24 protein-coding genes are annotated in these 25,396 nt (G+C 60.4%); 9 read left to right on the forward strand and 15 right to left on the reverse strand.

Annotated elements, in window-relative coordinates:
* Window positions 1-36 precede the first annotated feature (36 nt).
* Complete coding sequence (gene cfaB / locus ACM6HV_RS07755) at window positions 37-1,224, forward strand: C17 cyclopropane fatty acid synthase CfaB (protein WP_414903896.1); 1,188 nt, start codon at window positions 37-39, stop codon at window positions 1,222-1,224.
* A 42-nt stretch (window positions 1,225-1,266) separates the two neighbouring features.
* Here the strand turns inward: cfaB and cls are convergent, their stop codons facing one another.
* Entirely contained in the window at window positions 1,267-2,706 is a 1,440-nt protein-coding gene (gene cls / locus ACM6HV_RS07760) for a cardiolipin synthase (RefSeq protein ID WP_414903897.1), read from the reverse strand.
* A 132-nt stretch (window positions 2,707-2,838) separates the two neighbouring features.
* Between cls and ACM6HV_RS07765 the strand changes: the two genes are divergently transcribed.
* Entirely contained in the window at window positions 2,839-3,357 is a 519-nt protein-coding gene (locus tag ACM6HV_RS07765; protein ID WP_414903898.1) for a DUF3617 domain-containing protein, read from the forward strand.
* Between the two features lie 94 nt (window positions 3,358-3,451).
* Here ACM6HV_RS07765 and ACM6HV_RS07770 read toward each other — a convergent pair whose 3' ends face one another.
* From ACM6HV_RS07770 to folE2, 6 genes are read right to left on the reverse strand one after another with little or no spacing between them, the layout of a single operon-like run.
* On the reverse strand, window positions 3,452-4,771 hold the full coding sequence (locus tag ACM6HV_RS07770; protein ID WP_414903899.1) for a dihydroorotase: 1,320 nt from the start codon (window positions 4,769-4,771) through the stop codon (window positions 3,452-3,454).
* Between the two features lie 3 nt (window positions 4,772-4,774).
* Window positions 4,775-5,335: a DapH/DapD/GlmU-related protein gene (locus ACM6HV_RS07775; RefSeq protein ID WP_041073832.1), complete on the reverse strand. Its 561-nt coding sequence runs from the start codon at window positions 5,333-5,335 to the stop codon at window positions 4,775-4,777.
* A complete protein-coding gene (locus ACM6HV_RS07780) occupies window positions 5,332-6,207 on the reverse strand; it encodes a metal ABC transporter substrate-binding protein (RefSeq protein ID WP_414903900.1) in 876 nt (291 codons plus the stop codon). The genes ACM6HV_RS07775 and ACM6HV_RS07780 overlap by 4 nt, the downstream gene beginning before the upstream one ends.
* Window positions 6,208-6,218: 11 nt before the next feature.
* Window positions 6,219-7,085 carry a metal ABC transporter permease gene (locus ACM6HV_RS07785; RefSeq protein WP_414903901.1) on the reverse strand — a complete coding sequence of 289 codons (867 nt, stop codon included), beginning with the start codon at window positions 7,083-7,085 and terminating at the stop codon, window positions 6,219-6,221.
* The gene (locus ACM6HV_RS07790; RefSeq protein WP_414903902.1) at window positions 7,085-7,753 is read right to left on the reverse strand and encodes a metal ABC transporter ATP-binding protein; all 669 of its coding nucleotides are present in this window, start codon (window positions 7,751-7,753) and stop codon (window positions 7,085-7,087) included. The genes ACM6HV_RS07785 and ACM6HV_RS07790 overlap by 1 nt, the downstream gene beginning before the upstream one ends.
* Window positions 7,750-8,646: a GTP cyclohydrolase FolE2 gene (gene folE2 / locus ACM6HV_RS07795; RefSeq protein WP_414903903.1), complete on the reverse strand. Its 897-nt coding sequence runs from the start codon at window positions 8,644-8,646 to the stop codon at window positions 7,750-7,752. Before folE2 ends, ACM6HV_RS07790 begins: the two co-directional genes overlap by 4 nt.
* 84 nt (window positions 8,647-8,730) lie before the next feature.
* Between folE2 and ACM6HV_RS07800 the strand changes: the two genes are divergently transcribed.
* Window positions 8,731-9,933 carry an N-acetylmuramoyl-L-alanine amidase gene (locus ACM6HV_RS07800; RefSeq protein WP_414903904.1) on the forward strand — a complete coding sequence of 401 codons (1,203 nt, stop codon included), beginning with the start codon at window positions 8,731-8,733 and terminating at the stop codon, window positions 9,931-9,933.
* Here the strand turns inward: ACM6HV_RS07800 and ACM6HV_RS07805 are convergent.
* Complete coding sequence (locus tag ACM6HV_RS07805) at window positions 9,930-10,307, reverse strand: glutamine synthetase (protein ID WP_414904151.1); 378 nt, start codon at window positions 10,305-10,307, stop codon at window positions 9,930-9,932. The genes ACM6HV_RS07800 and ACM6HV_RS07805 overlap by 4 nt on opposite strands.
* A 233-nt stretch (window positions 10,308-10,540) precedes the next feature.
* Between ACM6HV_RS07805 and zigA the strand changes: the two genes are divergently transcribed.
* Together zigA and ACM6HV_RS07815 are read left to right on the forward strand one after the other, a co-directional pair.
* The gene (zigA, locus tag ACM6HV_RS07810) at window positions 10,541-11,746 is read left to right on the forward strand and encodes a zinc metallochaperone GTPase ZigA (RefSeq protein ID WP_414903905.1); all 1,206 of its coding nucleotides are present in this window, start codon (window positions 10,541-10,543) and stop codon (window positions 11,744-11,746) included.
* A complete protein-coding gene (locus ACM6HV_RS07815) occupies window positions 11,746-12,396 on the forward strand; it encodes a DUF1826 domain-containing protein (RefSeq protein WP_414903906.1) in 651 nt (216 codons plus the stop codon). The genes zigA and ACM6HV_RS07815 overlap by 1 nt, the downstream gene beginning before the upstream one ends.
* Before the next feature lie 4 nt (window positions 12,397-12,400).
* Here the strand turns inward: ACM6HV_RS07815 and ACM6HV_RS07820 are convergent, their stop codons facing one another.
* Complete coding sequence (locus ACM6HV_RS07820) at window positions 12,401-12,757, reverse strand: NADH:ubiquinone oxidoreductase (RefSeq protein WP_414903907.1); 357 nt, start codon at window positions 12,755-12,757, stop codon at window positions 12,401-12,403.
* Window positions 12,758-12,785: 28 nt separating this feature from the next.
* Here ACM6HV_RS07820 and ACM6HV_RS07825 point away from each other — a divergent pair, with 28 nt between their 5' ends.
* Window positions 12,786-13,757, forward strand: coding sequence for a CobW family GTP-binding protein (locus ACM6HV_RS07825; RefSeq protein WP_414903908.1), 972 nt, complete (start codon window positions 12,786-12,788; stop codon window positions 13,755-13,757).
* A 1-nt stretch (window position 13,758) separates the two neighbouring features.
* Here ACM6HV_RS07825 and ACM6HV_RS07830 read toward each other — a convergent pair whose 3' ends face one another.
* Entirely contained in the window at window positions 13,759-14,172 is a 414-nt protein-coding gene (locus tag ACM6HV_RS07830; protein ID WP_086792506.1) for a DUF3301 domain-containing protein, read from the reverse strand.
* Between the two features lie 117 nt (window positions 14,173-14,289).
* Between ACM6HV_RS07830 and pdxY the strand changes: the two genes are divergently transcribed.
* Window positions 14,290-15,162: a pyridoxal kinase PdxY gene (pdxY, locus tag ACM6HV_RS07835; protein ID WP_414903909.1), complete on the forward strand. Its 873-nt coding sequence runs from the start codon at window positions 14,290-14,292 to the stop codon at window positions 15,160-15,162.
* Between the two features lie 101 nt (window positions 15,163-15,263).
* On the opposite strand, the gene ACM6HV_RS07840 is transcribed toward pdxY, so the two are convergent.
* Window positions 15,264-15,746 (reverse strand): acyl-CoA thioesterase, encoded by a 483-nt coding sequence (locus ACM6HV_RS07840; protein WP_003229693.1) that lies wholly within the window; start codon window positions 15,744-15,746, stop codon window positions 15,264-15,266.
* A gap of 282 nt (window positions 15,747-16,028) precedes the next feature.
* Here ACM6HV_RS07840 and ACM6HV_RS07845 point away from each other — a divergent pair, with 282 nt between their 5' ends.
* Window positions 16,029-17,792 (forward strand): cation:proton antiporter, encoded by a 1,764-nt coding sequence (locus ACM6HV_RS07845; RefSeq protein ID WP_414903910.1) that lies wholly within the window; start codon window positions 16,029-16,031, stop codon window positions 17,790-17,792.
* Between the two features lie 21 nt (window positions 17,793-17,813).
* Here the strand turns inward: ACM6HV_RS07845 and ACM6HV_RS07850 are convergent, their stop codons facing one another.
* From ACM6HV_RS07850 to uvrD, 4 genes are all read right to left on the reverse strand, one after another.
* Window positions 17,814-18,221 carry an SMI1/KNR4 family protein gene (locus ACM6HV_RS07850; protein ID WP_024164487.1) on the reverse strand — a complete coding sequence of 136 codons (408 nt, stop codon included), beginning with the start codon at window positions 18,219-18,221 and terminating at the stop codon, window positions 17,814-17,816.
* 137 nt (window positions 18,222-18,358) lie between these two features.
* On the reverse strand, window positions 18,359-19,234 hold the full coding sequence (locus ACM6HV_RS07855; RefSeq protein WP_041073858.1) for a Tim44 domain-containing protein: 876 nt from the start codon (window positions 19,232-19,234) through the stop codon (window positions 18,359-18,361).
* Between the two features lie 176 nt (window positions 19,235-19,410).
* Window positions 19,411-19,851: an EamA family transporter gene (locus tag ACM6HV_RS07860; RefSeq protein ID WP_027610340.1), complete on the reverse strand. Its 441-nt coding sequence runs from the start codon at window positions 19,849-19,851 to the stop codon at window positions 19,411-19,413.
* Window positions 19,852-19,992: 141 nt separating this feature from the next.
* Complete coding sequence (gene uvrD / locus ACM6HV_RS07865) at window positions 19,993-22,176, reverse strand: DNA helicase II (RefSeq protein ID WP_041073860.1); 2,184 nt, start codon at window positions 22,174-22,176, stop codon at window positions 19,993-19,995.
* Window positions 22,177-22,401: 225 nt separating this feature from the next.
* Here uvrD and ACM6HV_RS07870 point away from each other — a divergent pair, with 225 nt between their 5' ends.
* The gene (locus ACM6HV_RS07870; protein WP_414903911.1) at window positions 22,402-25,308 is read left to right on the forward strand and encodes an EAL domain-containing protein; all 2,907 of its coding nucleotides are present in this window, start codon (window positions 22,402-22,404) and stop codon (window positions 25,306-25,308) included.
* Window positions 25,309-25,396 lie beyond the last annotated feature (88 nt).

The following is a 25,396-nucleotide window of genomic DNA, read 5'->3' on the forward strand; positions in this document are numbered from 1 at the left end:
CCTCAGATCTGACGTCTGAAACAAGGGGGATTTTCCATGCTCGCGCAACTTCCACCGGCCTTACAGAATCTGCAGCTTCCGCTTCGCTTGCGACTCTGGGACGGCCATGAGTTCAACCTGGGGCCGACGCCCAGCGTCACCATTGTGGTCAAGGACCCGACGATGGTCACCCAGTTCACCCATCCGAGTCTCGACGCGCTGGGGGCGGCGTTTGTCGAAGGCAGGCTGGAACTGGAGGGCTCGATCAGCGAGGTCATCCGGGTCTGCGACGAATTGAGCAGCGCCTTGCTCGATGAAGACGAAAGCGCGCAGCCAGTGCGTGCGGTGCACGACAAGGAAACCGACGCCAAAGCCATTTCCTATCACTATGACCTGTCCAACGCGTTCTACCAGTTGTGGCTGGACAGCGACATGGCGTATTCCTGCGCGTATTTCGAAACGGGCAGTGAAACCCTCGAACAGGCACAGCAGGCCAAGTTCCGACATCTGTGTCGCAAACTGCGTTTGCAGCCCGGTGATTATCTGCTGGATGTCGGTTGCGGCTGGGGTGGTCTGGCGCGTTACGCCGCGCGTGAATTCGGCGCCAAAGTGTTCGGCATCACCTTGAGCAAGGAACAGCTGGAACTGGCCCGGGAGCGGGTCAAGGCCGAGGGCCTGGAAGATCAGGTTGAGCTGCAATTGCTCGACTACCGCGATCTGCCGCAGGACGGGCGTTTCGACAAGGTAGTCAGCGTCGGCATGTTCGAACACGTCGGTCACGCCAACCTCGCTGAATACTGCAAAGTCCTGTTTGGCGCGGTGAAGGAGGGCGGTCTGGTGATGAACCATGGCATCACCGCCAAGCACACCGACGGCCGCCCGGTGGGGCGCGGTGCAGGCGACTTCATCGAGAAATACGTGTTCCCCAACGGCGAGTTGCCACACCTGGCGATGATCTCGGCCGAGATCAGCGAAGCCGGGCTGGAGATCGTCGATGTCGAAAGCCTGCGTCTGCATTACGCGCGCACGCTGGATCACTGGAGCGAGCGGCTGGAGGATAACCTCGAGGCCGCCGGGAAACTGGTGCCGGATCAGGCGCTGCGCATCTGGCGCCTGTATTTGGCCGGGTGTGCCTACGCGTTTGCCCGGGGCTGGATCAATCTGCATCAGATTCTGGCAGTGAAGGCTCATCCGGACGGCAGTCATGAACTGCCCTGGACCCGTGACGACATCTACAATCCTTGATGCCTGAACCCTGCCCTCTCCCTTGGAGAGGGTGATGGGCTTCTAGAGAATCGGTGAAATAAGCCGGGCGATCCGCATGCCGAGCTGTTGCAGGCGGTGGATCTCCCGGCTTTCTTCTTTGGCAACCTCATAAGCCTGCTCGAAATCATCGTTGAGCATACGTTCCACGTGGGCGGCGAATTCGCTGTCGACGGTCAGTAGCATCACTTCGAAATTCAGCCGGAACGAACGGTTGTCCAGATTGGCGCTGCCGACGGCGCTGATTTCGCTGTCGATCAACACCACTTTCTGATGCAGGAACCCCGGTTCGTAGCGGAACACCCGCACGCCGGCGCGCACCGCTTCGAATGCATACAGGCTGGACGCGGCGTAGACGATGCGGTGATCGGGGCGCGATGGCAGCAGCAGGCGCACGTCGACGCCGCGCAGCACCGCCAGACGCAACGCGGCGAACACGGCTTCATCGGGAATGAAGTACGGGCTGGTGATCCACACCCGCTCGGTTGCGGCGTGGATCGCTTCGACGAAGAACAGCGAACAGGTTTCGTAGGCGTCGGCCGGGCCGCTGGCCAGCAACTGACAGAGCACGCCGTCGTCCGGGTAAACGTCCGGCAGGATCAGCGGCGGCAATGTGCGCGCGGCCCAGAACCAATCCTCGGCAAATGACTCCTGCATGCAGGCCACCACCGGCCCGCGCACTTGCACATGGGTATCGCGCCATGGCGCCAACGGCGGCTTCTCGCCCATGTATTCATCGCCAACGTTGTGCCCGCCAACAAAGCCGAGCACACCATCGACCACGACGATTTTGCGGTGGTTGCGGAAATTCACCTGGAAGCGATTGAGCCAGCCGCTACGTGTGGCGAAGGCTTTGACCTCGACACCGCCATCGCGCAACGCCTGTACATAACTGTGGGGCAGGGCGTGGCTGCCGATGCGGTCGTAGAGCAGATGAATCGCCACGCCTTCGGCAGCTTTCTTCAGCAACAGATCGCGCAGGCGCTGCCCGAGGCGGTCGTCATGGATGATGAAAAACTGGATCAGTACGGCTTCGCGCGCTTGATCGATGGCCTGGAAAATCGCCTCGAAGGTCGCGTGGCCATTCACCAGCAGTTGCACTTCGTTATTCGCCAGGCATGGCATCCGCCCCAGTTTGGGCATGGCCCGTAGCGAGGCATAGGCATTTGAGGCGCGGGCGGTGAGGGCTTCTTCGACCCACGGACGCCAGTTCAACTCGGAGATCGCCTGGCGCATCTGTTCGTTGGCTTGGCGCCGTGCCTTGATATAGCCGTCGAAGGTGCTGCGGCCGAAGACCAGATAAGGGATGAGTGTCAGGTAGGGAATGAAAATCAGCGACAATGCCCAGGCGATCGAGCCTTGGGCGGTGCGAACGGTCAGCACCGCGTGGATCGCGGCGATCAAGCCGAGGCTATGTATCAGGGCGATCAGATAGCCGAAAATGTGCGGTCCAAAATAATCCATGGGGCAGCCTTGCTCCTGAAGACTCAATGCGTAACAGACCATGTTCCGAGGCGAATGTCGCTATTTAATTGGTGCATGAACCGAAGCAATCGGCCGACGTCTAACGGCCACTACTGATCAGGAGTTTTTTCGATGAACGTTCGTCTGCTGGGTTTGGCGCTGGGCCTGGGTTTGGCAATGCCGGTGGTTGCGCAGGCGCAAATGCTGCAGCCTGGACTGTGGGAAATGACCTCGAGCAACGTCAAGGTCGATGACCAGCCTATGGATGTGCAATCGATCCTCGGCCAGTTGCAAGGCCAGATGACCCCGCAACAGCGGGCGGCGCTCGAGAAGAACGGGATCAACATCGGCGGCAAGGGCATTCGTGCCTGCCTGACGCCGCAGCAGGTCGCGACCAACGATATTCCGCTGGCCGATCCGCAGTCGGGCTGCCAACAGCAGATCACCGAGCGCACCGGCAACCAGTGGAAATTCCGCTTCAGCTGCCCGAAAGCGCAAGGCACGGGTGTCGCGACGTTCCTCAGTGATCGTGAGTTCACCACCGTGGCCAACGGCACGTTCAATGCGATCGGAATCAACCAGAAGGGCAGTCTGGAAACCCGTGCGGTGTGGTTGGGTCAGGATTGCGGCACTGTGAAGCCAAGAGCTTAAAAGCTTCGCGAGCAAGCTCGCTCCCACAGGGCCAGCGCGATTCCTGGTGGGAGCGAGCCTGCTCGCGAAGACGTTCTGTCAGACACCTGATCATTTAACGCATAAACCGCAGCGGCAGCCCCTGACAGCTTTCGTTGATGCGCTGCTCCCGCCATGCAATCTGCCCTGACACCAACGTGGTATTCACCCGATAGCGAAATGTTCTGTTGGCAAAAGGCGTCCACCCGCACTGCGACAGAATCGGTTGCCGCGACACCTCCATGGCCGCAGGCTCAACCAGCACCAGATCCGCCCAATACCCCTCACGCAAATAACCCCGATCCGGAATCGCAAACAGATCCGCCACCCGATGGCTGGTCTTCGCCACCAACGTGGTGATCGGCAGCACGCCATCGGCCACCAGCTCCAGCAGTGCCGGCAGGGCGTGTTGCACCAGCGGTAAACCGGACGGTGCTTCGGCGTAAGGACGCTGTTTTTCCGCCCAGGTATGCGGTGCATGATCGCTGCCGATCACATCCAGCCGATTGCTCAGCAGCGCCGCGCGCAAGGCATCGCGGTCGGCCTGGTTCTTGATCGCCGGGTTGCATTTGATCAGGTTGCCGAGTGCTGGATAGTCGCGGTCATCGAACAGCAGGTGGTGCAGGCAGACTTCAGCGCTGATGTGCTTTTGAGTGAGAGGTTTGTCTTCGAACAGCTCCAGCTCGCGAGCGGTAGTCAGGTGCAAAACGTGCAGGCGAGTGCCGTGACGTCTGGCCAGCTCCACCGCCAGCGAAGAGGATCGGTAGCAAGCTTCGGCATCGCGGATCAGCGCATGGATATTCGCCGGCAGGCGTTCGCGTAGACGTGCTGCATTGGCCTCGATGCTTGGTGTGTGTTCGCAATGCGCCAGCAGAATCGTCGGCACTTCGGCGAATAAACGCTCGAGAGTCTTAGGATCATCCACCAGCATATTGCCAGTGGAGGCGCCCATGAACACTTTGACCCCGGCCACTTCGCAAGGGTTAAGTGCGGCAACGGTGTCGAGGTTGTCCTGACTCACACCGAAGTGGAAGCCATAGTTGGCCACGGAGTTGATCGCCGCCCGGCGTTTTTTATCCGCCAGCGCTTCGAGGTTGAGGGTGGCCGGTTGGGTGTTGGGCATGTCCATGAAACTGGTGATGCCACCCGCCACCGCTGCGCGCGACTCGGAGTGAATACTGCCCTTGGCCGGCGCTCCCGGTTCGCGAAAATGCACCTGATCATCAATCATCCCCGGCAACAGCCATTGGCCATTGGCGTCGATCTCCACACGGGCATTTTCACCGTCGATGCGGCCTGCGATCTTGACGATGCGACCATGGCTGACCAACAGATCGCCGTCGAACTCGCGTCCTTCATTGACCAGTCTGGCGTTGCGAATCAGCACGCTGCTCATGGCTCAGAACTCGTTCTGCAAGGCTTTGTAACCGCGCACCAGATCGACGTTGGTGCGCGCCACGTCTTCGGAAAACTCCGAGGCGCTGACACTCACCGGCGGGAACTGCGAGAGGTCGGTGTTGGGGCCGATGCGGGTGGTGGAGGGCACGTAGAACGCGTCCGGCAAATCGCGGCCATCGACCACCGAGTTGTGCCGCACCACACAGCCGTCACCGACCACGCAATTGAACAGCACGCTGTTGAATCCGATGAACACCCGGTCGCCGACCACGCACGGGCCATGCACGATCGAGCGGTGAGCGATCGAGGTGAATTCGCCGATGGTCACGGCAGCACCGGATTTCGAATGGATCACCACGCCGTCCTGGATGTTCGAATTGGCGCCGATGGTGATCGGCTCCATCGTGCCCGAAGCGTCTACTTCGTCGGCGCGGATCACCGCGTAGGGGCCGACGAACACGTTCTCGCCAATGACCACCTTGCCGCAGATGATCGCGGTTTTGTCGACGTAGGCCGACTCGGCAATTTGCGGCAAATCGCCTGAGGGGTTTTTGCGGATCATGGTTGGCTCAGCGCGTCGTAAAGGGTATTGAGGTTGTATTCGAACAGTCCGGTAAAGGTGCTGGCCGGGCCACTGGCGGCGAGGGCATCGGAGTACAACGTGCCGCCGATATGCGCGCCGCTTTCATCAGCGATCTGCTTGAGCAGGCGCGCGTCCTTGATGTTTTCCATGAACACCGCTTTGACCTTGGCCTGACGGATCTGCGTGATCAGTGCGGCGACTTCGGCGGCCGAAGGTTCACGCTCGGTAGACAGACCTTGCGGCGCCATGAAGTCGATGCCGTAGGCCTGCCCGAGATAACCGAAGGCGTCGTGGCTGGTGACGATCTTGCGATTGCCCGGTGGCAGCGAGCCGAGCTTGGTCTTGGCTTCGGCGAGCAGGGCGTAGATCTGTTTCAGGTAGGCCTGGCTGTTACGTTGATAGTCGGCCTTGTTCGCCGGATCGGCGGCGATCAGCGCTTTGGTGATGTTGGCGATGTACAGCTCGGTGTTGGCCAGGTTGTGCCAGGCGTGTGGGTCGGGAATGGTTTCACCGTCTTCATCGAGCGAGCGCGGAATCACACCGTGGCTGGCACTGATGAGCGGGGCCTGGGTGCCGGTGCTGGTCACCAGTCGATCGAGCCATGGTTCGAAACCGAGGCCGTTCTTGATGATCAGCTTGGCTTTGAGCAGCGCTTTGGCGTCGTCCGGTGTTGGCTCATAGGTATGCGCATCGGCGTCCGGGCCGACCATGTTGGTGATCTGGATATGCTCGCCGCCGACCTGATGCACCATGTCGGCGAGGATGCTGAAGCTGGTGACCACCGGCAATTTTTCCGCCGCCGATAACGACATCGACAGCAGCAAGCTGAACAACACGAGTAGAACGCGCATCGGGAAACACCTCATTGGGATGTGAGCAAAGGCGGGCGGCGCAGCAAGCCGTGCACCGGTCCAAGCACCACGGACAGCAGATAACCGATACCCGCGACCAGCACGATCGCCGGACCGCTGGGCAGCGAGTAGTAGAACGAGATCAACAATCCGCACCACACCGAGAGGCAGCCGATAAGCGCCGAGATGGCAATCAGGCTCGGCAGGCGACGACTCCAGAACCGTGATGCGGCGGCGGGCAGCATCATCAGGCCGACCACCATCAAGGCGCCGATGGCCTGGAAACCGATTACCAGATTGAGCACCACCAGGGTCAGGAACACGCCGTGTGCGAGAGGGCCGAGGCGGCTGACGGTTTGCAGGAATAGAGGATCGAGGGTGTCGAGCAGCAGCGGTTTGTAGATGACGGCCATGGCGATCAGGCTGAGGGCCGAGACCCATAACATGCCGTTGAGGGTCGGGCCGTCGACGGCGAGCGCCGAGCCGAACAGCAAGTGCAGCAAGTCGAGGCGTTTGCCAGCGATGCCGAGAATCAGCACGCCGCTGGCGAGTGAGATCGGGTAGATCGCGGCGAGGCTGGCATCTTCGCGCAAACCGGTGCGACGGGTAATCCACGCAGCCAGCCCGGCCATGCTCAGGCCCGCACCCAGACCGCCGAACGTTAGCGCGGGCAGACTCAGACCGGCGAACCAGAAGCCCAATGCGGCGCCGGGAAGAATGCCGTGAGCGACGGCGTCGCCGATCAGGCTCATGCGCCGCAGGATCAGAAAAACGCCGAGCGGTGCTGTGCTGCAGGCCAAGACCAATCCGCCGAGCAGCGCTCGGCGCATGAACAGGAATTCGCTGAACGGTTGCCAAAGGTGGGCGACGGTGAGCATCAAGCCACCTGCGTGCCGGGTGTTTGCTGGATCAGTTCGACGCTGGCGCCAAACACGCATTCGTGGTTTTTGATCAGCAGTGTCTGCGGGATGTGTTGGCGGACGGCGGCCAGGTCGTGGCAGACCACCAACAAGGTTCGACCTTCGGCGTGCCAGGCGTGGATGTGTTGCCAAAGCAATTGCTGACCCAGTTCGTCGAGCGCAGCGTGGGGTTCGTCGAGAAGGAGTAGTGGCGCGTCAACCAGACTTAAACGGGCGAGCAATGCGCGTTGCAGTTCGCCACCGGAAAGCGCCATCAGTGGGCGCTTCTCGAGTCCGCTCAAGTGCCAGTTGTCGAGTGCGTGAGTGAGGCGCTGCGCGCGCAATTGCGTCGACAATCGACGGCCCCAGAACCCGGCGGCCACCAGTTCTTCCAGGCTGATGGGAAACTGTCGATCGAGGTGTTGCTGTTGCGGCAGGAATGACAATCCTCCTTGGCGTGGGACGCCTAGCGCAACTTTTCCGGTCAAGGGTTTCTGCAACCCGGCGATGACTTTCAGCAGGCTGCTTTTACCGCAGCCGTTGGCGCCGACGATAGCGCTCAGACTGCCACTTTCCAGCGTGACCGTCAGTGGTGAAGTCAGCGGTTGCCCTGGCGCGCCCCAGCTCAAGGAATGGCAGCGGATCATGCGTGTTCTCGATGCCAGCGGCTTTCGGCGACGGCGTCGTGGGCGTGCAGGCTTTCGGCGTGGATCACTCGCAGGTGGAATCCGCTAACACCAGGGCAGCGACGCAGGGCCAGATGGAGTCGTCGCGCGGCGTCCTCGCAGAACATCAGGTTCTGCCCGTTGGCCAACGCAAAGGCTTGTTCGTCGGCGCGTTTCACGGCGGTTTGCACGGCGGTGCCCAGTGCTGCTTCAGCGTCGCTGATGATCACGCTGAGGGGCAGCTCATCAATAAACTCGTCCAGATGCATGTGCAGTTGCGCATTGCTGCGTTGGCTGTGCGGAGTGGCAACGATGCCGTGGCTGGAACCAAGCCAAGCCAGGACTTCAGCGTGCTGCAGTGGCTTATTGGCAAAATCATCGATGAACTGCTGCTGGATCAGTTGCCTCGCTAATGCGGCTGAGCACGGGCAGGTCGAGGAGTAGGGCACATCAATCTTGAGTTCCACGTGGAACACGTTGTTTTTGAGGCTGGCAGAAATGCTCACTGGATAGCTTTTCCACCCCGCCAGTGGGCTGACCAACGCGGGTCGTTTCAGCAGCACTTCGCTGTGGATATTCAGGTAAGCATTGCTGGATAAGCCCTCATGGCTCGCCAGAAAATCGTCCAGCACCTGATGCAAAACCTGTGGAGAAAGGTTCTGCTGTTCAAGCCTTGCCAAGGCCAGATACAAACGCGACATGTGAATGCCACGCGCCTCACCATCGTCAAGACTGACGCCTGCATCTGCCTTAGCGCTCAGACGCTGGCCATCCAATAAAACCGGCAAGGCAATGCCGCGCATTCCCACCCACTCAAGCGGTAATGCTTGTCGAGAGGCTTGAGTGGCGATATCCGGAAGTGTCAGCGAATTCATGTTCGGAACCATCGTGTTGACTGAATTGGATGTTACATTATAACAATTCAAATCACGATGCTTTTTTCATGAACGGGTTTTCATATGCACAGACGCCACTTGCTCAGTTTGTTTTTGGCCAGCGCAGCCTTGGCTCTGCCCTTCAGTGTCTCGGCAACCCAAGTGCGAAATGCGCGGCTCTGGCGTTCGGGTGAAAAGCTGCGACTGGTCTTCGATTTAAGCGGCCCGGTGCGCTACAAAACCTTCACGTTGAGCGCGCCAGAGCGCTTGATCATTGACCTGTCCGGGGCGAGTTTGAGTGGCAATTTCAGTCAATTGCCATTAGCAGATACGGCCATTCGCTCGATCCGCGCCGGGCATTTTGGTCAAGGCGATACCCGGATCGTTCTCGATCTGAACACTCCCGTTCTATTGAACAGCTTTGTTTTGGCACCGCAGGATGGTCAAGGACACCGTTTAGTGCTCGATCTGGTGAACGCCGATAAAGTCCTGAGCACCGCAGTGGTTCCACGTGAAACATCCACGAATAACCGTCACCTTAAACGCGACATCATTGTCGTGGTTGATCCCGGACACGGTGGTAAAGACCCTGGCGCCGTCGGCGCCAAGGGTGAGCGGGAAAAGGACGTGGTGCTGTCCATCGCACAATTGCTCGCCAAACGTCTTAAAAAGGAGAAGGGCTTCGACGTGAAGTTGGTGCGCAATGACGATTTTTTCGTGCCCCTTCGCAAGCGTGTAGACATTGCCCGTCAGCACAAGGCCGACATGTTTATCTCCGTGCACGCCGATGCAGCGCCGCGACTGACGGCGTCGGGAGCTTCGGTGTATTGCCTGTCAGAAGGTGGTGCGACGTCAGCGACTGCACGCTTCATGGCACAGCGCGAGAACGGCGCGGATCTGCTCGGCGCGACCAGTCTGCTTAATCTCAAGGACAAGGATCCGATGCTCGCCGGCGTGATCCTCGACATGTCGATGAACGCCACCATCGCCGCCAGTCTGCAACTCGGCAGCAGCATATTGGGCAGTCTGCAAGGCATCACCACATTGCATCAAAAGCGCGTGGAACAGGCGGGATTTGCGGTGCTGAAGTCGCCGGATGTGCCGTCGATCCTGGTAGAAACCGGCTTTATTTCCAATGCGCGTGACAGCCAGCGCCTGGTGACAACTCGACATCAACAGGCTATCGCTAACGGGTTGTTTGAAGGATTGCAGCGCTATTTTCAGCAGAACCCGCCAATCGACAGCTACATCGCCTGGCAGCAGGCGCAGCAAAAGGTGCAGGTTTAGCAGCCAGTGATCCGGCTGCAGGTGAACTTCGCGCTGCTGCCGCCTGAGCTGGAGAAGCGATTGATCGTCGTCCAGCCGACGCGACGGGTGTAGCCGACCCAGGCTTCGCCGTCAGAGGCGATGCCAGTGAAGAACGTCAGTTGGCCGAACCGACTGTTGGTCTGCGCCCAGTAGCGTTTGCCGTCCTTTTCAAAGCCGCGCAGGTAAATCGTGCTGCCCACCGTATTCACGCTGTAGGCGTTGCCTTGCGCATCGACACATGCCAGCAGGTTAGCGCTGTGTGTGCACTTGGCGAGCATCGACGCTTGTCCCCATACGTTGGTACCCGACAGCAATGCCAGACTCATTAGCGAGCATTTCAGGACATTTTTCATCACGGTTCCCGACGGGCAGATGGCATGCAGCTTCATGCTCTTTATCGGTTTGGGCAAGAGCAGGTCTGGCTAATTCATATTGTTATACTATAACATCAATTTTATTGGGCCTGAGTCCGCCGATTTAAAGCGTCAGCTTCTGCCGTCACTCTGTCTTGAAGCTCTAGAACGCGGCGCGTTACGCCAAATCCGGCATAAACGCCCATCGGCCACCATCTGATGAGGATTATCCAATGTCATCTCCGCTTCCCGTGACCGTTCTTTCGGGCTTTCTCGGCGCTGGAAAAAGTACGGTTTTGAATTACGTACTACGTAACCGAGAAGGTTTGCGCGTTGCAGTCATCGTTAACGATATGAGCGAGATCAACATTGATGGCAGCGAAGTCCAGCGCGATGTCAGCCTGAACCGTGCTGAAGAAAAACTGGTGGAGATGAGCAATGGTTGTATCTGCTGTACGTTACGCGAGGACCTGCTGAAAGAGGTCAGCAAACTTGCTCGCGAAGGCCGTTTCGATTATCTGCTCATCGAATCCACGGGTATTTCCGAGCCGCTGCCGGTCGCCGAAACCTTCACCTTCCGCGATGAGCTGGGTCAGAGCCTCGCCGACGTTGCTCGACTCGACACCATGGTGACGGTAGTCGACGGCGTGAACTTTCTCCTCGACTATCAGGCTGCCGAGAGCCTCGCGTCCCGCGGCGAGACCTTGGGCGACGAAGATGAACGTTCGATCACCGACCTGTTGATCGAACAAATCGAGTTCGCCGACGTACTGCTGATCAGCAAGATCGACCTCATCAGCCGCCAGGCGCGCGACGAACTCACGGCAATTCTCAAGCGCCTCAATTCCCAGGCGGAAATCATCCCGATGGTGATGGGCGAGGTGCCGCTGGAGAAGATCCTAAACACGCGCCGATTCGATTTTGACAAAGCCGCCCAAGCGCCGGGCTGGCTGCAGGAATTGCGCGGTGAGCATGTACCGGAAACCACCGAGTACGGCATTGCTTCCACGGCTTACCGCGCACGCCGCCCGTTCCATCCGCAGCGCTTTTACAGCTTCATTGATCGTCCATGGACGAACGGTAAATTACTGCGCTCCAAGGGTTTTTTCTGGCTCGCCAGCAAGGTCACGGATGCGGGCAGCTGGTCGCAGGCGGGCGGCCTGATGCGCCACGGTTTCGCTGGACGCTGGTGGCGTTTCGTGCCGAAAAACCAATGGCCGCAGGATCAGGACAGTACCGCAGCAATCATGGAAAACTGGACGCCGAGTGTCGGAGATTGTCGTCAGGAGCTGGTGTTCATTGGTCAGAACATCGATTTCGTACAGCTCAAGTCGGAGCTCGATGCCTGCCTGCTGACTGACGAAGAAATGGCTGCTGGTGTAGACGGTTGGCGCACGCTGCCGGATCCGTTCGGCCCTTGGCACGAAGAGGCCGCCTGATGCTTGCGCTCAAACTGCAGCAGAATCGAGTACGTCATCAGCATCAGGGGGCGACGCCGAAAACGCTGACGCGAATCCTCGAAGACGACGTCAATCTTGCGGTCTGGCAGCGCCAACTGCCGCTGCACATCGCTGATTTCGCAGCGTTGGTGCTGTCGCTCAACGAGCCACTGGCGCAGTCGCTTTGCCTCGAATTGCCGGACGAAGACGGCGAGCCTGATCTCAGTGGACTGGCTGCCGGGTTCCGTGATCTGGAAGGCTACGAAGGCTTTGTCGCTGATCTGGGATGGCTAGTCAGTGCCTTCGCTTGCCTGCTGGGTGCACGGCGTATCGGCTTGCGCCTGCGGGTGCTGGACAAGGCCATGTGTCCGCGTTTCCACGTCGATCATGTGCCGGTGCGCCTGATCACCACGTATGGCGGAATCGGCAGTCAGTGGCTCAAGGAGGGCGCGATGGACCGCGAGCAATTGGGCCAGGCGAACGCTGAGCCAAACGACATGGCGAACATCCAGCAACTGCACAGTGGCGACGTGGCGCTATTGAAAGGCGAGAAATGGCACGGCAACGAAGGCTTCGGTCTGATCCATCGTTCTCCGCAACTGCCAGCGGGTGAACGACGGCTGCTGCTGACGCTCGACTGGCTCGGTTGATGGCTCAAGGCTTGAGCCATTTACCCTGGCTCTGGCCTTCGCAATACGGCTTCAAATACGCCATGTCTGAAGCCACGCCGTAATAGTGGATATCCTGGCGATAGGGCATATTGGCGACTTGCGCGTTGCTGCACACGCCGAACGCGCCGCTCGGGCATTGAGCGACGTACTGCACCTCGACTTTCTGCCCGGCCAGGGTCGGTTGGCAGAACCCGTCGCTGAACAGCTTCTCGGGAATGCTGCGGTTTTGCTGGCAAACCTTGACGTCGAGTCGCTCGCCCTGACTGTGCACAACGCAGGCTTGAGCCAAGGCTTCGCTCGACAGCAACATCAACAGCAACGACCATCCCATCCAACGCATGTCCAATCCCCTCAGAAAACGCCCAGTCATGTTGCAGAACATTCCTACCCATGTCATCGCCGGCCCTTTGGGCGCTGGCAAGACCAGTCTGATTCGCCAGCTCATGGCCCAACGGCCGGAAGGCGAGCGCTGGGCGGTGCTGATCAACGAATTCGGTCAGATCGGCCTCGACGCGGCGCTGCTGACCCGCGATGGCGATGGTATCGCACTGGGCGAAGTTGCCGGGGGCTGTTTGTGTTGCGTCAACGGCGCGCCGTTTCAGATCGGCCTCGGCCGTTTGCTGCGCAAGGCCAGACCGGATCGGCTGTTCATCGAGCCGTCCGGGCTGGGCCATCCGGCGCAATTGCTCAATCAGTTAGGTGAGTCGCCGTGGTTGGGTGTACTGGCGCTGCAGCCGTGTGTGTCAGTGCTGGATGCCCAGGCACTGGCCGCCGGGAAAGCGTTGCCGCCCGCTCAGCAGGACGCTTTGGGCCGCGCCGGTCTGCTGTTGCTGAACAAGGCAGAAGGTCTGGATGAGGCTGTGCGGCAGACCATCGCCGAGCGTTTGCCGGCGGTCAAATTGATCTGGACGCAGCAGGCGCACCTGTCTTTACGCGAGTTGCCGGGTGTGACGGCGCAAGCAATGGCGGGTGTGGATAACCTTGTTGTGCCGCAGGGGGCGGGACCGATTCCGGCGCTCTGGAGCGACCCGGCATCGCCGATCTGCCTGAGTCAGGCACAAGAGGGCGGCTGGAGCATCGGCTGGCGTTGGCACCCGGGGCAGACGTTCGATACGCATCGTCTGAGCCAATGGCTGCAGAGCCTGAACTGGCGGCGGGCGAAACTGGTTATCCATAGCGTCGAGGGCTGGGTGTCGGCCAATGCCGTGGATAACGCTGAACTGGATTGGCAGCCCAGCGAGTGGCGACGGGATTCGCGTATAGAGCTGATCTTTGCCGGTGCGCAAAGTGTCGATGATTTGCAGTCAGGCCTCACGCAATGCCGAGTTCAAGCGGATTAGCTTACGGCTTCCACTTATTGTGTTCCTGACGCCACTGGCTCAGCTCGATCACTTCGGCCCGTGGACGAGTGACCTCAACCACCGGTGGCGTGTCGTCGAACGGCGCCGGGTAGGGCGCCAGTTCAATCTGAGCGCTGTGCGCACCAAACTGGGTGATGATGCCGTTGTGCCGGGTTTCGCCGGTCACGGTGAACTCGAAGTTGTAGACCCGGGCCAGACGCCGCCGACCGCTGGCATCCTTGATCAAGCCGATTTTTTTCAACGCGACGTTACCGTCCAGCAGTTCAACGCCCACGTTGATGCAATGCTGCTTGACCCGCTCCAGCGCCCGCTCGCGCAAGCCGTGGTTGTGCCACAGCCATGCGCCGGCAGCGGCGAACAGCATCAGCACGAAGATGTTTTCAAGGGTCAGCATCAACAGGAAACTCCAAAAGATTGGTCCAGCTTAACTGCGTCGCCGGTCTGTCGTACAGGCTGTGTTTCGTCGCATACTGCGCGGCTTGAATTTCAATCGTTTTACGGAATAACCCGAATGAAACGTACGCCTCATCTGCTCGCCATTCAGTCCCATGTGGTCTTCGGCCACGCCGGCAACAGCGCTGCGGTTTTTCCGATGCAGCGGGTCGGGGTGAACGTCTGGCCGCTCAACACGGTGCAGTTCTCCAACCATACCCAGTACGGCCAATGGGCCGGTGAAGTGCTGGCGCCGCAGCAGATCCCCGAACTGGTCGACGGCATTGCCGCGATTGGCGAACTTGGCAATTGCGATGCTGTGCTCTCCGGTTATCTGGGCAGCGCGGCGCAGGGCCGGGCGATTCTCAGTGGTGTCGAGCGCATCAAATCGGTCAATCCGAAGGCGTTGTACCTGTGTGACCCGGTCATGGGTCACCCGGAAAAAGGCTGTAGTGTCCCGGCCGAAGTCAGCGATTTCTTGTTGGAGGAAGCCGCGGCGGTGGCGGACATCATGTGTCCGAACCAACTGGAGCTGGACAGTTTCTCCGGGCGCAAGCCGCAGTCGTTGTTCGATTGCCTGGCGATGGCTCGGGCGCTGCTGGCGCGCGGGCCGAAAGCGGTGCTGGTCAAGCATCTGGATTATCCGGGCAAGCCGGCGGACGGTTTCGAGATGTTGTTGGTGACCGCTGATGAAAGCTGGCACTTGCGTCGTCCGCTGCTGGCGTTTCCGCGTCAGCCGGTGGGCGTGGGCGATCTGACGTCCGGGCTGTTCCTCGCGCGGTTGCTGCTGGGCGACAGCCTGGTGGCGGCGTTCGAGTTCACCGCAGCGGCGGTGCATGAAGTGCTGCTGGAGACCCAGGCGTGTGCCAGTTATGAGCTGCAACTGGTGCGGGCGCAGGACCGGATCGCGCATCCGCGGGTGAAATTCGAGGCGACGGCGATCAGTCTGTAACCAGCTAAAAGCGAAAAGATCGCAGCCTGCGGCAGCTCCTACAAGGTAAACGTTAATCCTCTGTAGGAGCTGCCGCAGGCTGCGATCTTTTGCTTTTGAGCTCAGGCGTCGCCCTTGATCTCCTGATAACGCTTCTCCAGCTCCTGACGAATCTGCCGACGCTGCTGCGCCTGCATATAACGACGCTTGTCTTCACTGTTCTGCGGTTGCAGCGGCGGTACGGCGGCCGGTTTGCGTTGGTCATCCACCGCAACCATGGTGAAGAAGCAGCTGTTGGTGTGGCGCACCGAGCGCTCGCGGATGTTCTCGGTCACCACTTTGATGCCGACTTCCATCGAAGTGTTGCCGGTGTAGTTGACCGACGCGAGGAAGGTCACCAGTTCGCCGACATGGATCGGCTCGCGGAAAATCACCTGATCCACCGACAGCGTCACCACGTAGCGGCCGGCATAGCGGCTCGCGCAGGCGTAGGCCACTTCGTCGAGGTATTTGAGCAGGGTACCGCCGTGGACATTGCCAGAGAAGTTGGCCATGTCGGGGGTCATCAATACCGTCATCGACAGTTGGGCGTTTCCGGGTTCCATAACGTTCTCACGGATCAAGGCTGGATGGCTGGACGCACCTCTGCGGGTGCCTGGTGGCTTTTTCAAAAGCACCGTTATCGGGACGCCAGACGGCTGGCTGCCGTCACGCCGCGACCGATCTGTTTCCTTATATTGCACCGCCTTCCAGCCGGAAGTCGCGGTGTTAACCTGCAAAAGGCCCTGCCCAAGGGCAATTCCTACACGAAAAGCGGATTTTTACCCAACTCGCTCAGAGCTTTCTGAAGTCTGACGGCGGGTCATGTCATACAAGGAGCCCACACCATGCATGCCATCAGCTTTATTCAGGACCTGGCAGTGATCATGTTGGTCGCAGGTGTGGTCACCGTGCTGTTTCACCGCTTCAAGCAGCCGGTGGTGCTCGGCTACATCGTTGCCGGTTTCATCATCGGCCCGCACACCCCGCCATTCGGTCTGATTCACGACGAAGAAACTATCAAGACCCTCGCCGAGCTGGGGGTGATTTTCCTGATGTTCTGCCTCGGGCTGGAGTTCAGCCTGCGCAAGTTGTTCAAGGTCGGGGCCACGGCGTTTATCGCGGCGTTCCTCGAAATTGTGCTGATGATCTGGATCGGCTATGAAATCGGCCGCTGGTTCGACTGGAACACCATGGATTCGCTGTTCCTCGGCGCAATCCTCGCCATCTCCTCGACCACCATCATCGTCAAGGCGCTCAACGACCTGAAGATGAAGAACGAGCGCTTCGCCCAGTTGATCTTCGGCGTGTTGATCGTCGAGGACATCCTCGGCATCGGCATCATCGCCTTGCTGTCGAGCATCGCGGTCAGCGGCACGGTCAGTTCGGGCGAAGTGTTTTCCACGGTCGGCAAACTGTCGTTGTTCATGATCGTCGCGCTGGTGATCGGCATTCTGCTGGTGCCGCGTCTGTTGGCTTATGTCGCCAAATTCGAAAGTAACGAAATGCTGCTGATCACCGTGCTCGGCCTGTGTTTCGGCTTCTGCCTGCTGGTGGTCAAGCTCGAATACAGCATGGTGCTCGGCGCCTTCCTGATCGGCGCGATCATGGCCGAGTCGCGGCAGTTGCTGAAAATCGAACGGCTGATCGAACCGGTTCGCGACCTGTTCAGTGCAATCTTCTTCGTCGCCATCGGCCTGATGCTCGATCCGATGATCCTGCTGCAATACGCGTGGCCGATCGCGGTAATCACCGTGGCGGTGGTGCTCGGCAAGATGTTGTCCTGCGGCCTCGGGGCGTTTATCGCCGGCAATAATGGACGCACCTCACTGCGGGTCGGGATGGGGTTGTCACAGATTGGCGAATTTTCCTTCATCATCGCCGCGCTCGGGATGACGCTGCAGGTCACCAGCAACTTTCTTTATCCGGTGGCGGTGGCGGTGTCGGTGATCACCACGCTGCTGACGCCGTATCTGATCCGTGCGGCCGATCCGCTGTCGATCAAACTCTCAGCGGCGGTACCCAAGCGTCTGGGCCGAGTATTCGGCATGTATGGCGAATGGCTGCGCAGCATTCAGCCGCAAGGCGAGGGTGCGATGCTGGCGGCGATGATCCGGCGGATTCTGTTGCAGGTCGGGGTCAATCTGGCGCTGGTGATCGCGATCTTCTTCAGCGGCGCGTTCTTTGCCGGACGGCTGGCGGTGTGGATGCAGGACTGGATCACTGATCCGAGCTGGCAGAAGGCGTTGATCTGGGGCGGGGCGCTGTTGCTGTCGCTGCCGTTCCTGATTGCGGCGTATCGCAAGCTCAAGGCGCTGTCGATGCTGCTGGCGGAGATGGGCGTGAAGCCGGAGATGGCCGGGCGGCACACGCAGCGAGTGCGGCGGGTGATCTCCGAAGTGATCCCGATCCTCTCGCTGCTGGTGATCTTCCTGCTGTTGGCAGCCTTGTCGGCCAGTATCCTGCCGACCAACAAGTTGCTGGTGCTGGTCGCCGTGGTGGCGGCCGCCGTGGCGGCGCTGCTCTGGCGCTGGTTCATCCGCGTGCACACGCGGATGCAGGTGGCTTTGCTGGAAACCCTCGACAATCACAAGGAGTCGTCGGGGCACTGACCGCCCGGGGCGGCTGGTGGATCAGCTTTCCAGCCAGACGTCCCGCGCCCAGTGCCACACCGATTCCCAGGACTCTTCGGTGATCAGCTCTTCTTCGCCGGACCACAGCACCACGGTGCCGTCTTCTTCGACGCAGTAGTAGTTGTCGCCGTCCTGGCAGATCGGGATCAGGTCGCGCGGTACGCCAGCATCCCAGGCGTTGGCCGCGACATCCGGCAGGTAAGTGTGTGATTGCGGGTCGGTGACGGTCACCGGCTCGAGGCTGCCGTACACCACGTCGCTGACGGTCAGCAGAAACTCTTTGAAGACGAACGGGATGTTGATGAAGAGTTCTTCTTCGATTTCCACCAATTGGTCTTCGTCGGGCAACTCCAGGGGAACCGGTACGGGTTCGTTGGCTTCGCGCAGTTGTTCGATGATTTCTTCCACGTCCGGGATCCTCTTGCTTGAATGGCGCGGTTTATATGGGCCGGTTTATACAGTAGCTCGCTATAGATGCAACCGCGAAATAGAAAACCCCGGCCTGAGCCGGGGTTTTTATTACCACATGCGTAACGCGGTGGGGATCAGCCGTTCTGGCGGATACCGGCCACCAGCCAAGGCTGGTTCTCGCCCTGTGGACGTTCCATGTTCCAGCTTTCGCTGAACACTTCGCCCTGGTCGAAACGCGAGGTCTTCGACACGCCGCTGAAGGTCAGGGTGGCGATGGTCTTGTCGGCGCGATCATCCACGCCGTCCAGCTGCACTTGCAGGTTGTCGATGTAGGTCGACTGGAAGCCGTCGCCCAGATCCGCACGCTCACGCTTGAGGAACTCAAGCATCTGCGGGGTCACGAACTCGGCGATCTTGTCCATTTCGTTGGCGTCCCAGTGCTGCTGCAGCGACTGGAAGTGGCTGCGCGCGGCTTCAAGGAAGCGCTGTTCGTTGAACCAGGCTGGCGCGTTGATCACCGGACGAGCGGCAGCCGGAGCAGCCGAACCACCGAAGATCGAACCCATGGCAGCAGGCTTCTGTTCGAATACTTCACGCTGCATCGGCGCGCCGGCCGGTGCCAGGTGCTCCTGCTGCTTGCGTCGACGAGCGGCGATGAAGCGGAAGATCACGAACGCGATCACGGCCATGATCAGGATGTCGAAGATCTGCATGCCCTGGAAGCCGCCGCCCATGAACATGGACGCGAGCAGGCCACCGGCGGCGATACCGGCCAGAGGGCCGAGCCATTTCGAAGCGCCGCCAGCCTTGGCCGCGGCACCGGCAGCGCCGGCTGCACCAGCGGTCGCTGCTGCGCCGCCCATGCCTGGGGAAGAAGGAGCCATCTGGCTGGTCTGGTGCGTCGGCGCAGCGCCGGCACTTTTGCCACCACCAAAGCGCTTGGCGTTGGCGTCGAGGCTCATCGTCAGGCCGATGCACAACGCCATGGCGATGCTAAGAAAACGTTTCATAAAGGGAATTCCCGTTTGTGGAGACACGCGCGCCATGTTGCACAGCTGAAGTGTTACTGGCTAGCGAGAGAGTGTTTCGGGCTTTTGCCTGACAGGTTACGTTCAGCTCCGTCGAAGCAATCAGGCCATGTACTTTTGTCTGTAGGAAAATGGGATAGGTTCAGCGGGAAACTTGCTTATCGACGCAACGCCAACATCACCACACCGGCCGTGATCAGGCCGATGCCGCCCCATTGGCGCAGGTCGAGCTTCTCGCCCAGCAGGATCACGCCGAGCACCGCCACCAGCACCACGCTGAGCTTGTCCACTGGCGCGACCAGCGAAGCCGGGCCGACTTTCAGCGCGCGGAAATAGCACAGCCACGACGCGCCGGTACCCAGGCCGGACAACAACAGGAACAGGTAGCTCTTGGCGGAAATTGATCCCAAGGACTGATATTGGCCCGTCGCGTACAAAATCAAGGCCAGGCTGACCAGTACCACGATGGTGCGCAGCAGAGTGGCGAAGTCGGAATTGACGTTTTCGATGCCGATCTTGGCAAAGATCGCCGTCAGCGCGGCGAACGTCGCCGAGAGCAAGGCCCAGAATGTCCAGGAAGAAAAGAAGCCTGAGCCCATGCAAATATCCTTGTTAGATCATCCAACGCCGACCCCTGTGGGAGCGAGCCTGCTCGCGAAAGCCACACTGCGGTTTATCAGATCAACCACGGTGATGTCATTCGCGAGCAGGCTCGCTCCCACAGAAAAGCGAAACCGGCGTCAGATCGCTTCCAGCTTGGCGTACCCCAGCATCAGCCACTTGCTGCCTTCGCTGAAGTTCACCTGCACCCGTGCCTGCGCACCGGAACCTTCGAAGTTGAGGATCACGCCGTCGCCGAAGATTGAATGGCGTACTGCCTGACCCAGGCTGAAGCCGGTTTCCGGAATCTCGCTGCCGCTGAACAGGTTGCTGCCGCTCATCGACTGGTTGCCGCCAAACGGTCGGCTGACGCTGTTCGACAGACGCACTTCCTGGATCAGACCCTTCGGCACCTCGCGGACGAAACGCGAAACCTTGTTGTAGGTCTCGCTGCCGTACAGGCGTCGGGTTTCAGCATAGGTCATCACCAGATTCTGCATGGCGCGGGTGATGCCGACGTAGGCCAGACGGCGTTCCTCTTCAAGGCGTCCCGGTTCTTCCAGGCTCATCTTGTGCGGGAACAGGCCTTCTTCCATGCCCACCAGGAACACGTAAGGGAATTCCAGGCCTTTGGCGCTGTGCAGGGTCATCAGTTGAATGCTGTCTTCATGCTCGTCGGCCTGAGTGTCGCCGGCTTCCAGCGACGCGTGGCCGAGGAATGCCGCCAGTGGCGTCAGCTCTTCGTCTTCTTCGGTGTTTTCGAAGTTGCGCGCGGCGCTGACCAGTTCCTCAAGGTTTTCCACCCGGGCCTGGCCTTTCTCGCCTTTTTCCGCTTCGTGATAGGCGATCAGCCCCGATTGCTCGATGACGGTCTGGGTCATCAAATGCAACGGCATCTCCATGCACTTGGCGGCAAGGTTTTCGATCAGCTCGATAAACGCCCCCAAGGCGCCGGCAGCACGACCGGTCAGGCCTTTATTGGCGACCAGTTGCCGCATCGCTTCCCACATCGACACATCGCTGTGACGGGCATGGTCGCGGATCGCCTCGACGGTTTTCTCACCGATGCCACGGGCCGGGACGTTGATGACCCGCTCCAGCGCGGCATCGTTGCCGCGACCTTCCAGCAAACGCAGGTAGGCCATGGCGTTCTTGATTTCCGCGCGCTCGAAGAAGCGCTGGCCGCCATAGATGCGGTACGGAATGCGCTCGCGCAGCAAGGCTTCTTCCAAAACGCGCGATTGGGCGTTGGAGCGGTAGAGAATGGCGATATCGCTGCGAGCCAGGCCGGTTTTCAGCGCGCTTTCGATGGTTTCGACAACGTAGCGTGCTTCGTCGTGTTCGTTGAACGCGGCATACAGGTTGATCGCTTCGCCATCGCCACCGTCGGTCCACAGCTCTTTGCCGAGGCGTCCGGTGTTGTTGGCGATCAAGGCGTTGGCCGCTTTGAGGATGCCGGCGGTGGAGCGGTAGTTCTGCTCCAGGCGGATGGTCACCGAATCCGGGAAGTCGGACGAGTACTGATGAATGTTCTCGATTTTCGCCCCGCGCCAGCCGTAGATCGACTGATCGTCGTCGCCGACCACCATCAGGCTGTCACCGCCCTTGCCGAGCAGGCGCAACCAGGCGTACTGCACGGCGTTGGTGTCCTGGAACTCGTCGACGAGGATGTGGCGGAAGCGCTTTTGATAGTGCGCCAGCAGACCCGGGTGATCGCGCCACAGGTCGAGGGCGCGCAGCAGCAGTTCGGAAAAATCGATGACCCCGGCGCGCTGGCAGGCCGCCTCGTAGGCTTCATAGATGCCGCGCATGGTCGCCAGGTACAAGTCGCCGCTGGCCTGAATGTGCTGTGGGCGCAGACCTTCGTCTTTCTGCCCGTTGATGAACCATTGGGCCTGACGCGCCGGCCAGCGTTGCTCGTCCAGCCCCAGCTCGCGGATCACCCGCTTGACCAGGCGTTGCTGGTCGTCGCTGTCGAGAATCTGGAAAGTCTGGCTCAAGCCTGCTTCTTGCCAGTGCGCCCGCAACAGGCGGTGCGCCAGGCCGTGGAAGGTGCCGACCCACATGCCGGCCGGGTTGATACCCAGCAACTGCTCGATGCGGTGACGCATCTCGGCAGCGGCCTTGTTGGTGAAGGTCACCGACAGAATGGAGTGGGGCGAGGCGTTTTCCACCTGGATCAACCAGGCGATACGGTGCACCAGCACTCGGGTTTTACCGGAACCGGCACCGGCCAGGACCAACTGACGGCCAACGGGGGCTGCTACGGCCTGGCGTTGGGCATCGTTGAGGGAGTTCAGCAGAAGGGAGAGATCATCGCGCATCGGGGCATTCTAGGGTGCGCCGCAGGCCCGGGCAAACCGAGCTTTGCATTAGCCGATGAAAGCGCCGTCGATGACGACCGGTCGGTCACTGGCTACAGGCTTCGGCCCGCCTCGCTTTGCGGGTTTTGCCGGTGATCGGACGGGAAAAGTTTCCGGCAAATTATGATCTGGAGCAGTTTGGCAACGGGGTCTGCTTGTGTATGCTCCGTCCACGTTTCGGGCCCAATGCTCACTCTTATAAGAACAACAACATTGCACAAGACCCTCAGCTCAGACCTGTCGGGCCCCTCTGTGGAACCCCGGGTCATCCGCAAGCATTACGCCGTCGAAATGGCGGTCGAACGCACGCGCCTGCTGTATCAGGGCTCGCTGCTGCCGACGATGTTCATGTTGCTCAATGGTCTGGTCTGCGCCGCTTTGCTCTGGAGCCCGCAGCGCTATTTCGTGGTCAGCATCTGGCTGGTCTGGTTGTTGTCGCTGGTGGCGCTGCGGGTGATTCAGGTCGCCGCGTTCGATTCGGCGATCCCGGACCGTCAGGCCCAGCCGATCTGGTTCCGCATGTTCCTGTTAGGCTCGACCATGACCGGCCTGACGCTGGCTGGCGCCGGCATCGCGCTGGTGCCCGCCGACAACTTCATGCAGCAAGCCTGGGTGTTCGGCCTGATCGGCGCCGCGACATTGTCGGCCAGCGTTGCTTATGCCGTCAGCCTGCCGGCGTTTCTGTCCTTTACCTTACCGTGCCTGCTGCCAGCGATCGGCTACCTGTTCTGGGGCGGCGACGAACAGGCACGCGGCTGGGGCTGGCTCGGGCTGATTCTGCTCGGCTCGCTGAGTGTGGTGGCATGGCAGGTCAATCGGCTGATCGACCGCGGCTTGCTGCGGCGTTTTCAGAACCAGCACCTGATCGAACACCTGCAGCAAGCGCAGAACCGCAGCGAGCAGCTCAATCAGGCACTGGCCAAGGAAATCGAACAGCGGCGCTGCGCCGAGGGCCAACTGCGTGAGGCGCAGGTCGAGCTGGAAGACCGGGTGGCACAGCGCAGCCGCCAACTGGACGTGGCTAACCAGGCGCTGAGCAAAAGCGAAGCCCGCCTGGCCCTGGCGTTGAAGGCCAGTGAACTGGGGCTGTGGGACTGGAATCTGCAAACCGACGAAGTCCATCACACGCAGATTCAGGAGCTGTTCGGCCTCGCACCGGAGTACGTCACGGCGATCCTGCGCGACCTCAAGCCACGCCTGCACCCCGAGGATGTGCCCGGACTCAAGCAGGCGCTGATCGAGCACCTGAAGGGGCGCTCCGAGGACTATCAGATCGAATACCGCGTACGGCACGGTGACGGCCATTGGGTATGGATCGAAGACCGCGGCCGCGCTGTGGAGCGCAGTGACAGTGGCCGGGTGATCCGCATGGTCGGCACCCGGCGCGACATCAGCGCGAGCAAAAGCCTTGAAGAACAGCAGCGACTGGCGGCCACGGTGTTCGAAGCGGCCAGCGAAGGCATCGTCATTCTCGACCCGAACTACGCGCTGATCGCGATCAATCAGGCGTTCAGCCGGGTCACCGGTTATGACATCGAAGACATGCTCGGGCGCAATGTCGTCGAGCTGCCGTGCAGTCGTGATGCGCGGCGACATTACGTTTCGATCCGCCACGCGCTGGAGCAGCACGGCAGCTGGCAGGGCGAACTGGTGGAAACCCGCAAGAACGGCGAGCTGTATCCGCAGTGGCTGCAACTCAACGCGGTGCGCGACAGTCGGGGAAATGTGAGCCATATCGTCGGCTTCTTCGCCGATCTTTCCGCGCGACGCGAATCCGAGGAGCGCATGCGCTTCCTGACGCATTACGATGAGCTGACCGGGCTGGCCAATCGTTCGCTGTTCCGCGAGCGCCTGCACGAAGCCCATCAGCGCGTGCGTCAGGGCGGGCGCCGCAGTCTGGCGCTGCTGCACATCAATCTCGATCGCTTCAAGCTGCTCAACGACAGCCTCGGTCACGAGGTCGCGGATCAACTGCTACAGAAAATGGCTCGACGCCTGGTCAACGCCTTGCCGGAGGCCGACACCATCGCCCGACTGTCCGGTGATGAATTTGCCGTGCTGTTCGATGCCTACGGCAACCTGTCGAGCCTGGCGCGGGTCGCCACGCGGCTCTCGAGCAAGCTGCGCCTGCCGTTGACGGTCGAAGGGCATGAGCTGGTGGTCAGTGCCTCGATGGGCATCAGCATGCTGCCGGACAACGCCCGAGAGATTTCCGCGCTGGTCAGTCAGTCGAACATGGCCATGCAACACGCCAAGCACCTGGGCGGCAACAATTTCCAGTTCTACACCGACAGCTTGCAGGCCAGCACCCTTGAGCGTCTGCAACTGGAGAACCAGTTGCGCAAAGCCATCGAAGACAAGCAGCTCAAGGTGTTCTACCAGCCGAAGCTGTGCCTGCAAACCGGGCGCCTGAATGCGGCGGAAGCGCTGGTGCGCTGGGATCATCCGACCATGGGTCGGGTGCCGCCGGGGGACTTCATCGGTCTGGCCGAGGAAACCGGACTGATCGGCCCGATCGGCGAATTCGTGCTGCGCCAGGCCTGCTGGCAGGCGTGCGAATGGCAGCGCCAGGGGCTGGCGCCGATTCGGGTATCGGTGAACCTGTCGGTGCATCAACTGCGGCAGGGCAAACTGGTCAGCCTGGTGCGCCAGGTGCTGGAAGAAACCGGGCTGGCGCCGCACTACCTCGAACTGGAACTCACCGAAAGCCAGTTGCTCGACAGCGTCGAACACATCATCGCGACCTTCCAGCAACTGCGCGATCTGGGGGTGAAGCTGGCGATCGACGATTTCGGCACCGGCTATTCGTCGCTCAGTTACCTCAAACGGATTCCGGTGGATTACGTGAAGATCGATCAGGCGTTCATCCGCGGGCTGGGGCAGGGCAGTGAGGATGCGGCGATCACCCGAGCGATCATCGCCATGGCTCACGGGCTGTCGTTGAAAGTGGTGGCCGAAGGTGTCGAGCGGCAAGAGCAGCTGGATTTTTTACGCGTCGAGTGCTGCGACGAAGTGCAGGGTTATCTGATCAGTCGTCCGGTGGAGGCCGACCGTCTGGCCGGGCTGTTGCGCGAACAGGAAAAACCGCTTTAAGGGCTACATGCACTCCATCGCGCCTGATATGGGGACATGGAGTTACGCATTGAGCAGGCAAAAAGCCAATTCATGTAGTATAACTACA

Origin of the sequence: Pseudomonas sp. IT-P260, from assembly GCF_949768395.1 — a bacterium.
Taxonomy (GTDB): domain Bacteria; phylum Pseudomonadota; class Gammaproteobacteria; order Pseudomonadales; family Pseudomonadaceae; genus Aquipseudomonas; species Aquipseudomonas parakoreensis.

Coding starts and splice junctions, on each gene's coding strand:
- cfaB (WP_414903896.1), top strand. CDS start 37: ATGCTCGCGCAACTTCCACCGGCCTTACAGAATCTGCAGCTTCCGCTT.
- cls (WP_414903897.1), bottom strand. CDS start 2,706: ATGGATTATTTTGGACCGCACATTTTCGGCTATCTGATCGCCCTGATA.
- ACM6HV_RS07765 (WP_414903898.1), top strand. CDS start 2,839: ATGAACGTTCGTCTGCTGGGTTTGGCGCTGGGCCTGGGTTTGGCAATG.
- ACM6HV_RS07770 (WP_414903899.1), bottom strand. CDS start 4,771: ATGAGCAGCGTGCTGATTCGCAACGCCAGACTGGTCAATGAAGGACGC.
- ACM6HV_RS07775 (WP_041073832.1), bottom strand. CDS start 5,335: ATGATCCGCAAAAACCCCTCAGGCGATTTGCCGCAAATTGCCGAGTCG.
- ACM6HV_RS07780 (WP_414903900.1), bottom strand. CDS start 6,207: ATGCGCGTTCTACTCGTGTTGTTCAGCTTGCTGCTGTCGATGTCGTTA.
- ACM6HV_RS07785 (WP_414903901.1), bottom strand. CDS start 7,085: ATGCTCACCGTCGCCCACCTTTGGCAACCGTTCAGCGAATTCCTGTTC.
- ACM6HV_RS07790 (WP_414903902.1), bottom strand. CDS start 7,753: ATGATCCGCTGCCATTCCTTGAGCTGGGGCGCGCCAGGGCAACCGCTG.
- folE2 (WP_414903903.1), bottom strand. CDS start 8,646: ATGAATTCGCTGACACTTCCGGATATCGCCACTCAAGCCTCTCGACAA.
- ACM6HV_RS07800 (WP_414903904.1), top strand. CDS start 8,731: ATGCACAGACGCCACTTGCTCAGTTTGTTTTTGGCCAGCGCAGCCTTG.
- ACM6HV_RS07805 (WP_414904151.1), bottom strand. CDS start 10,307: ATGAAAAATGTCCTGAAATGCTCGCTAATGAGTCTGGCATTGCTGTCG.
- zigA (WP_414903905.1), top strand. CDS start 10,541: ATGTCATCTCCGCTTCCCGTGACCGTTCTTTCGGGCTTTCTCGGCGCT.
- ACM6HV_RS07815 (WP_414903906.1), top strand. CDS start 11,746: ATGCTTGCGCTCAAACTGCAGCAGAATCGAGTACGTCATCAGCATCAG.
- ACM6HV_RS07820 (WP_414903907.1), bottom strand. CDS start 12,757: ATGCGTTGGATGGGATGGTCGTTGCTGTTGATGTTGCTGTCGAGCGAA.
- ACM6HV_RS07825 (WP_414903908.1), top strand. CDS start 12,786: ATGTTGCAGAACATTCCTACCCATGTCATCGCCGGCCCTTTGGGCGCT.
- ACM6HV_RS07830 (WP_086792506.1), bottom strand. CDS start 14,172: ATGCTGACCCTTGAAAACATCTTCGTGCTGATGCTGTTCGCCGCTGCC.
- pdxY (WP_414903909.1), top strand. CDS start 14,290: ATGAAACGTACGCCTCATCTGCTCGCCATTCAGTCCCATGTGGTCTTC.
- ACM6HV_RS07840 (WP_003229693.1), bottom strand. CDS start 15,746: ATGGAACCCGGAAACGCCCAACTGTCGATGACGGTATTGATGACCCCC.
- ACM6HV_RS07845 (WP_414903910.1), top strand. CDS start 16,029: ATGCATGCCATCAGCTTTATTCAGGACCTGGCAGTGATCATGTTGGTC.
- ACM6HV_RS07855 (WP_041073858.1), bottom strand. CDS start 19,234: ATGAAACGTTTTCTTAGCATCGCCATGGCGTTGTGCATCGGCCTGACG.
- ACM6HV_RS07860 (WP_027610340.1), bottom strand. CDS start 19,851: ATGGGCTCAGGCTTCTTTTCTTCCTGGACATTCTGGGCCTTGCTCTCG.
- uvrD (WP_041073860.1), bottom strand. CDS start 22,176: ATGCGCGATGATCTCTCCCTTCTGCTGAACTCCCTCAACGATGCCCAA.
- ACM6HV_RS07870 (WP_414903911.1), top strand. CDS start 22,402: ATGCTCACTCTTATAAGAACAACAACATTGCACAAGACCCTCAGCTCA.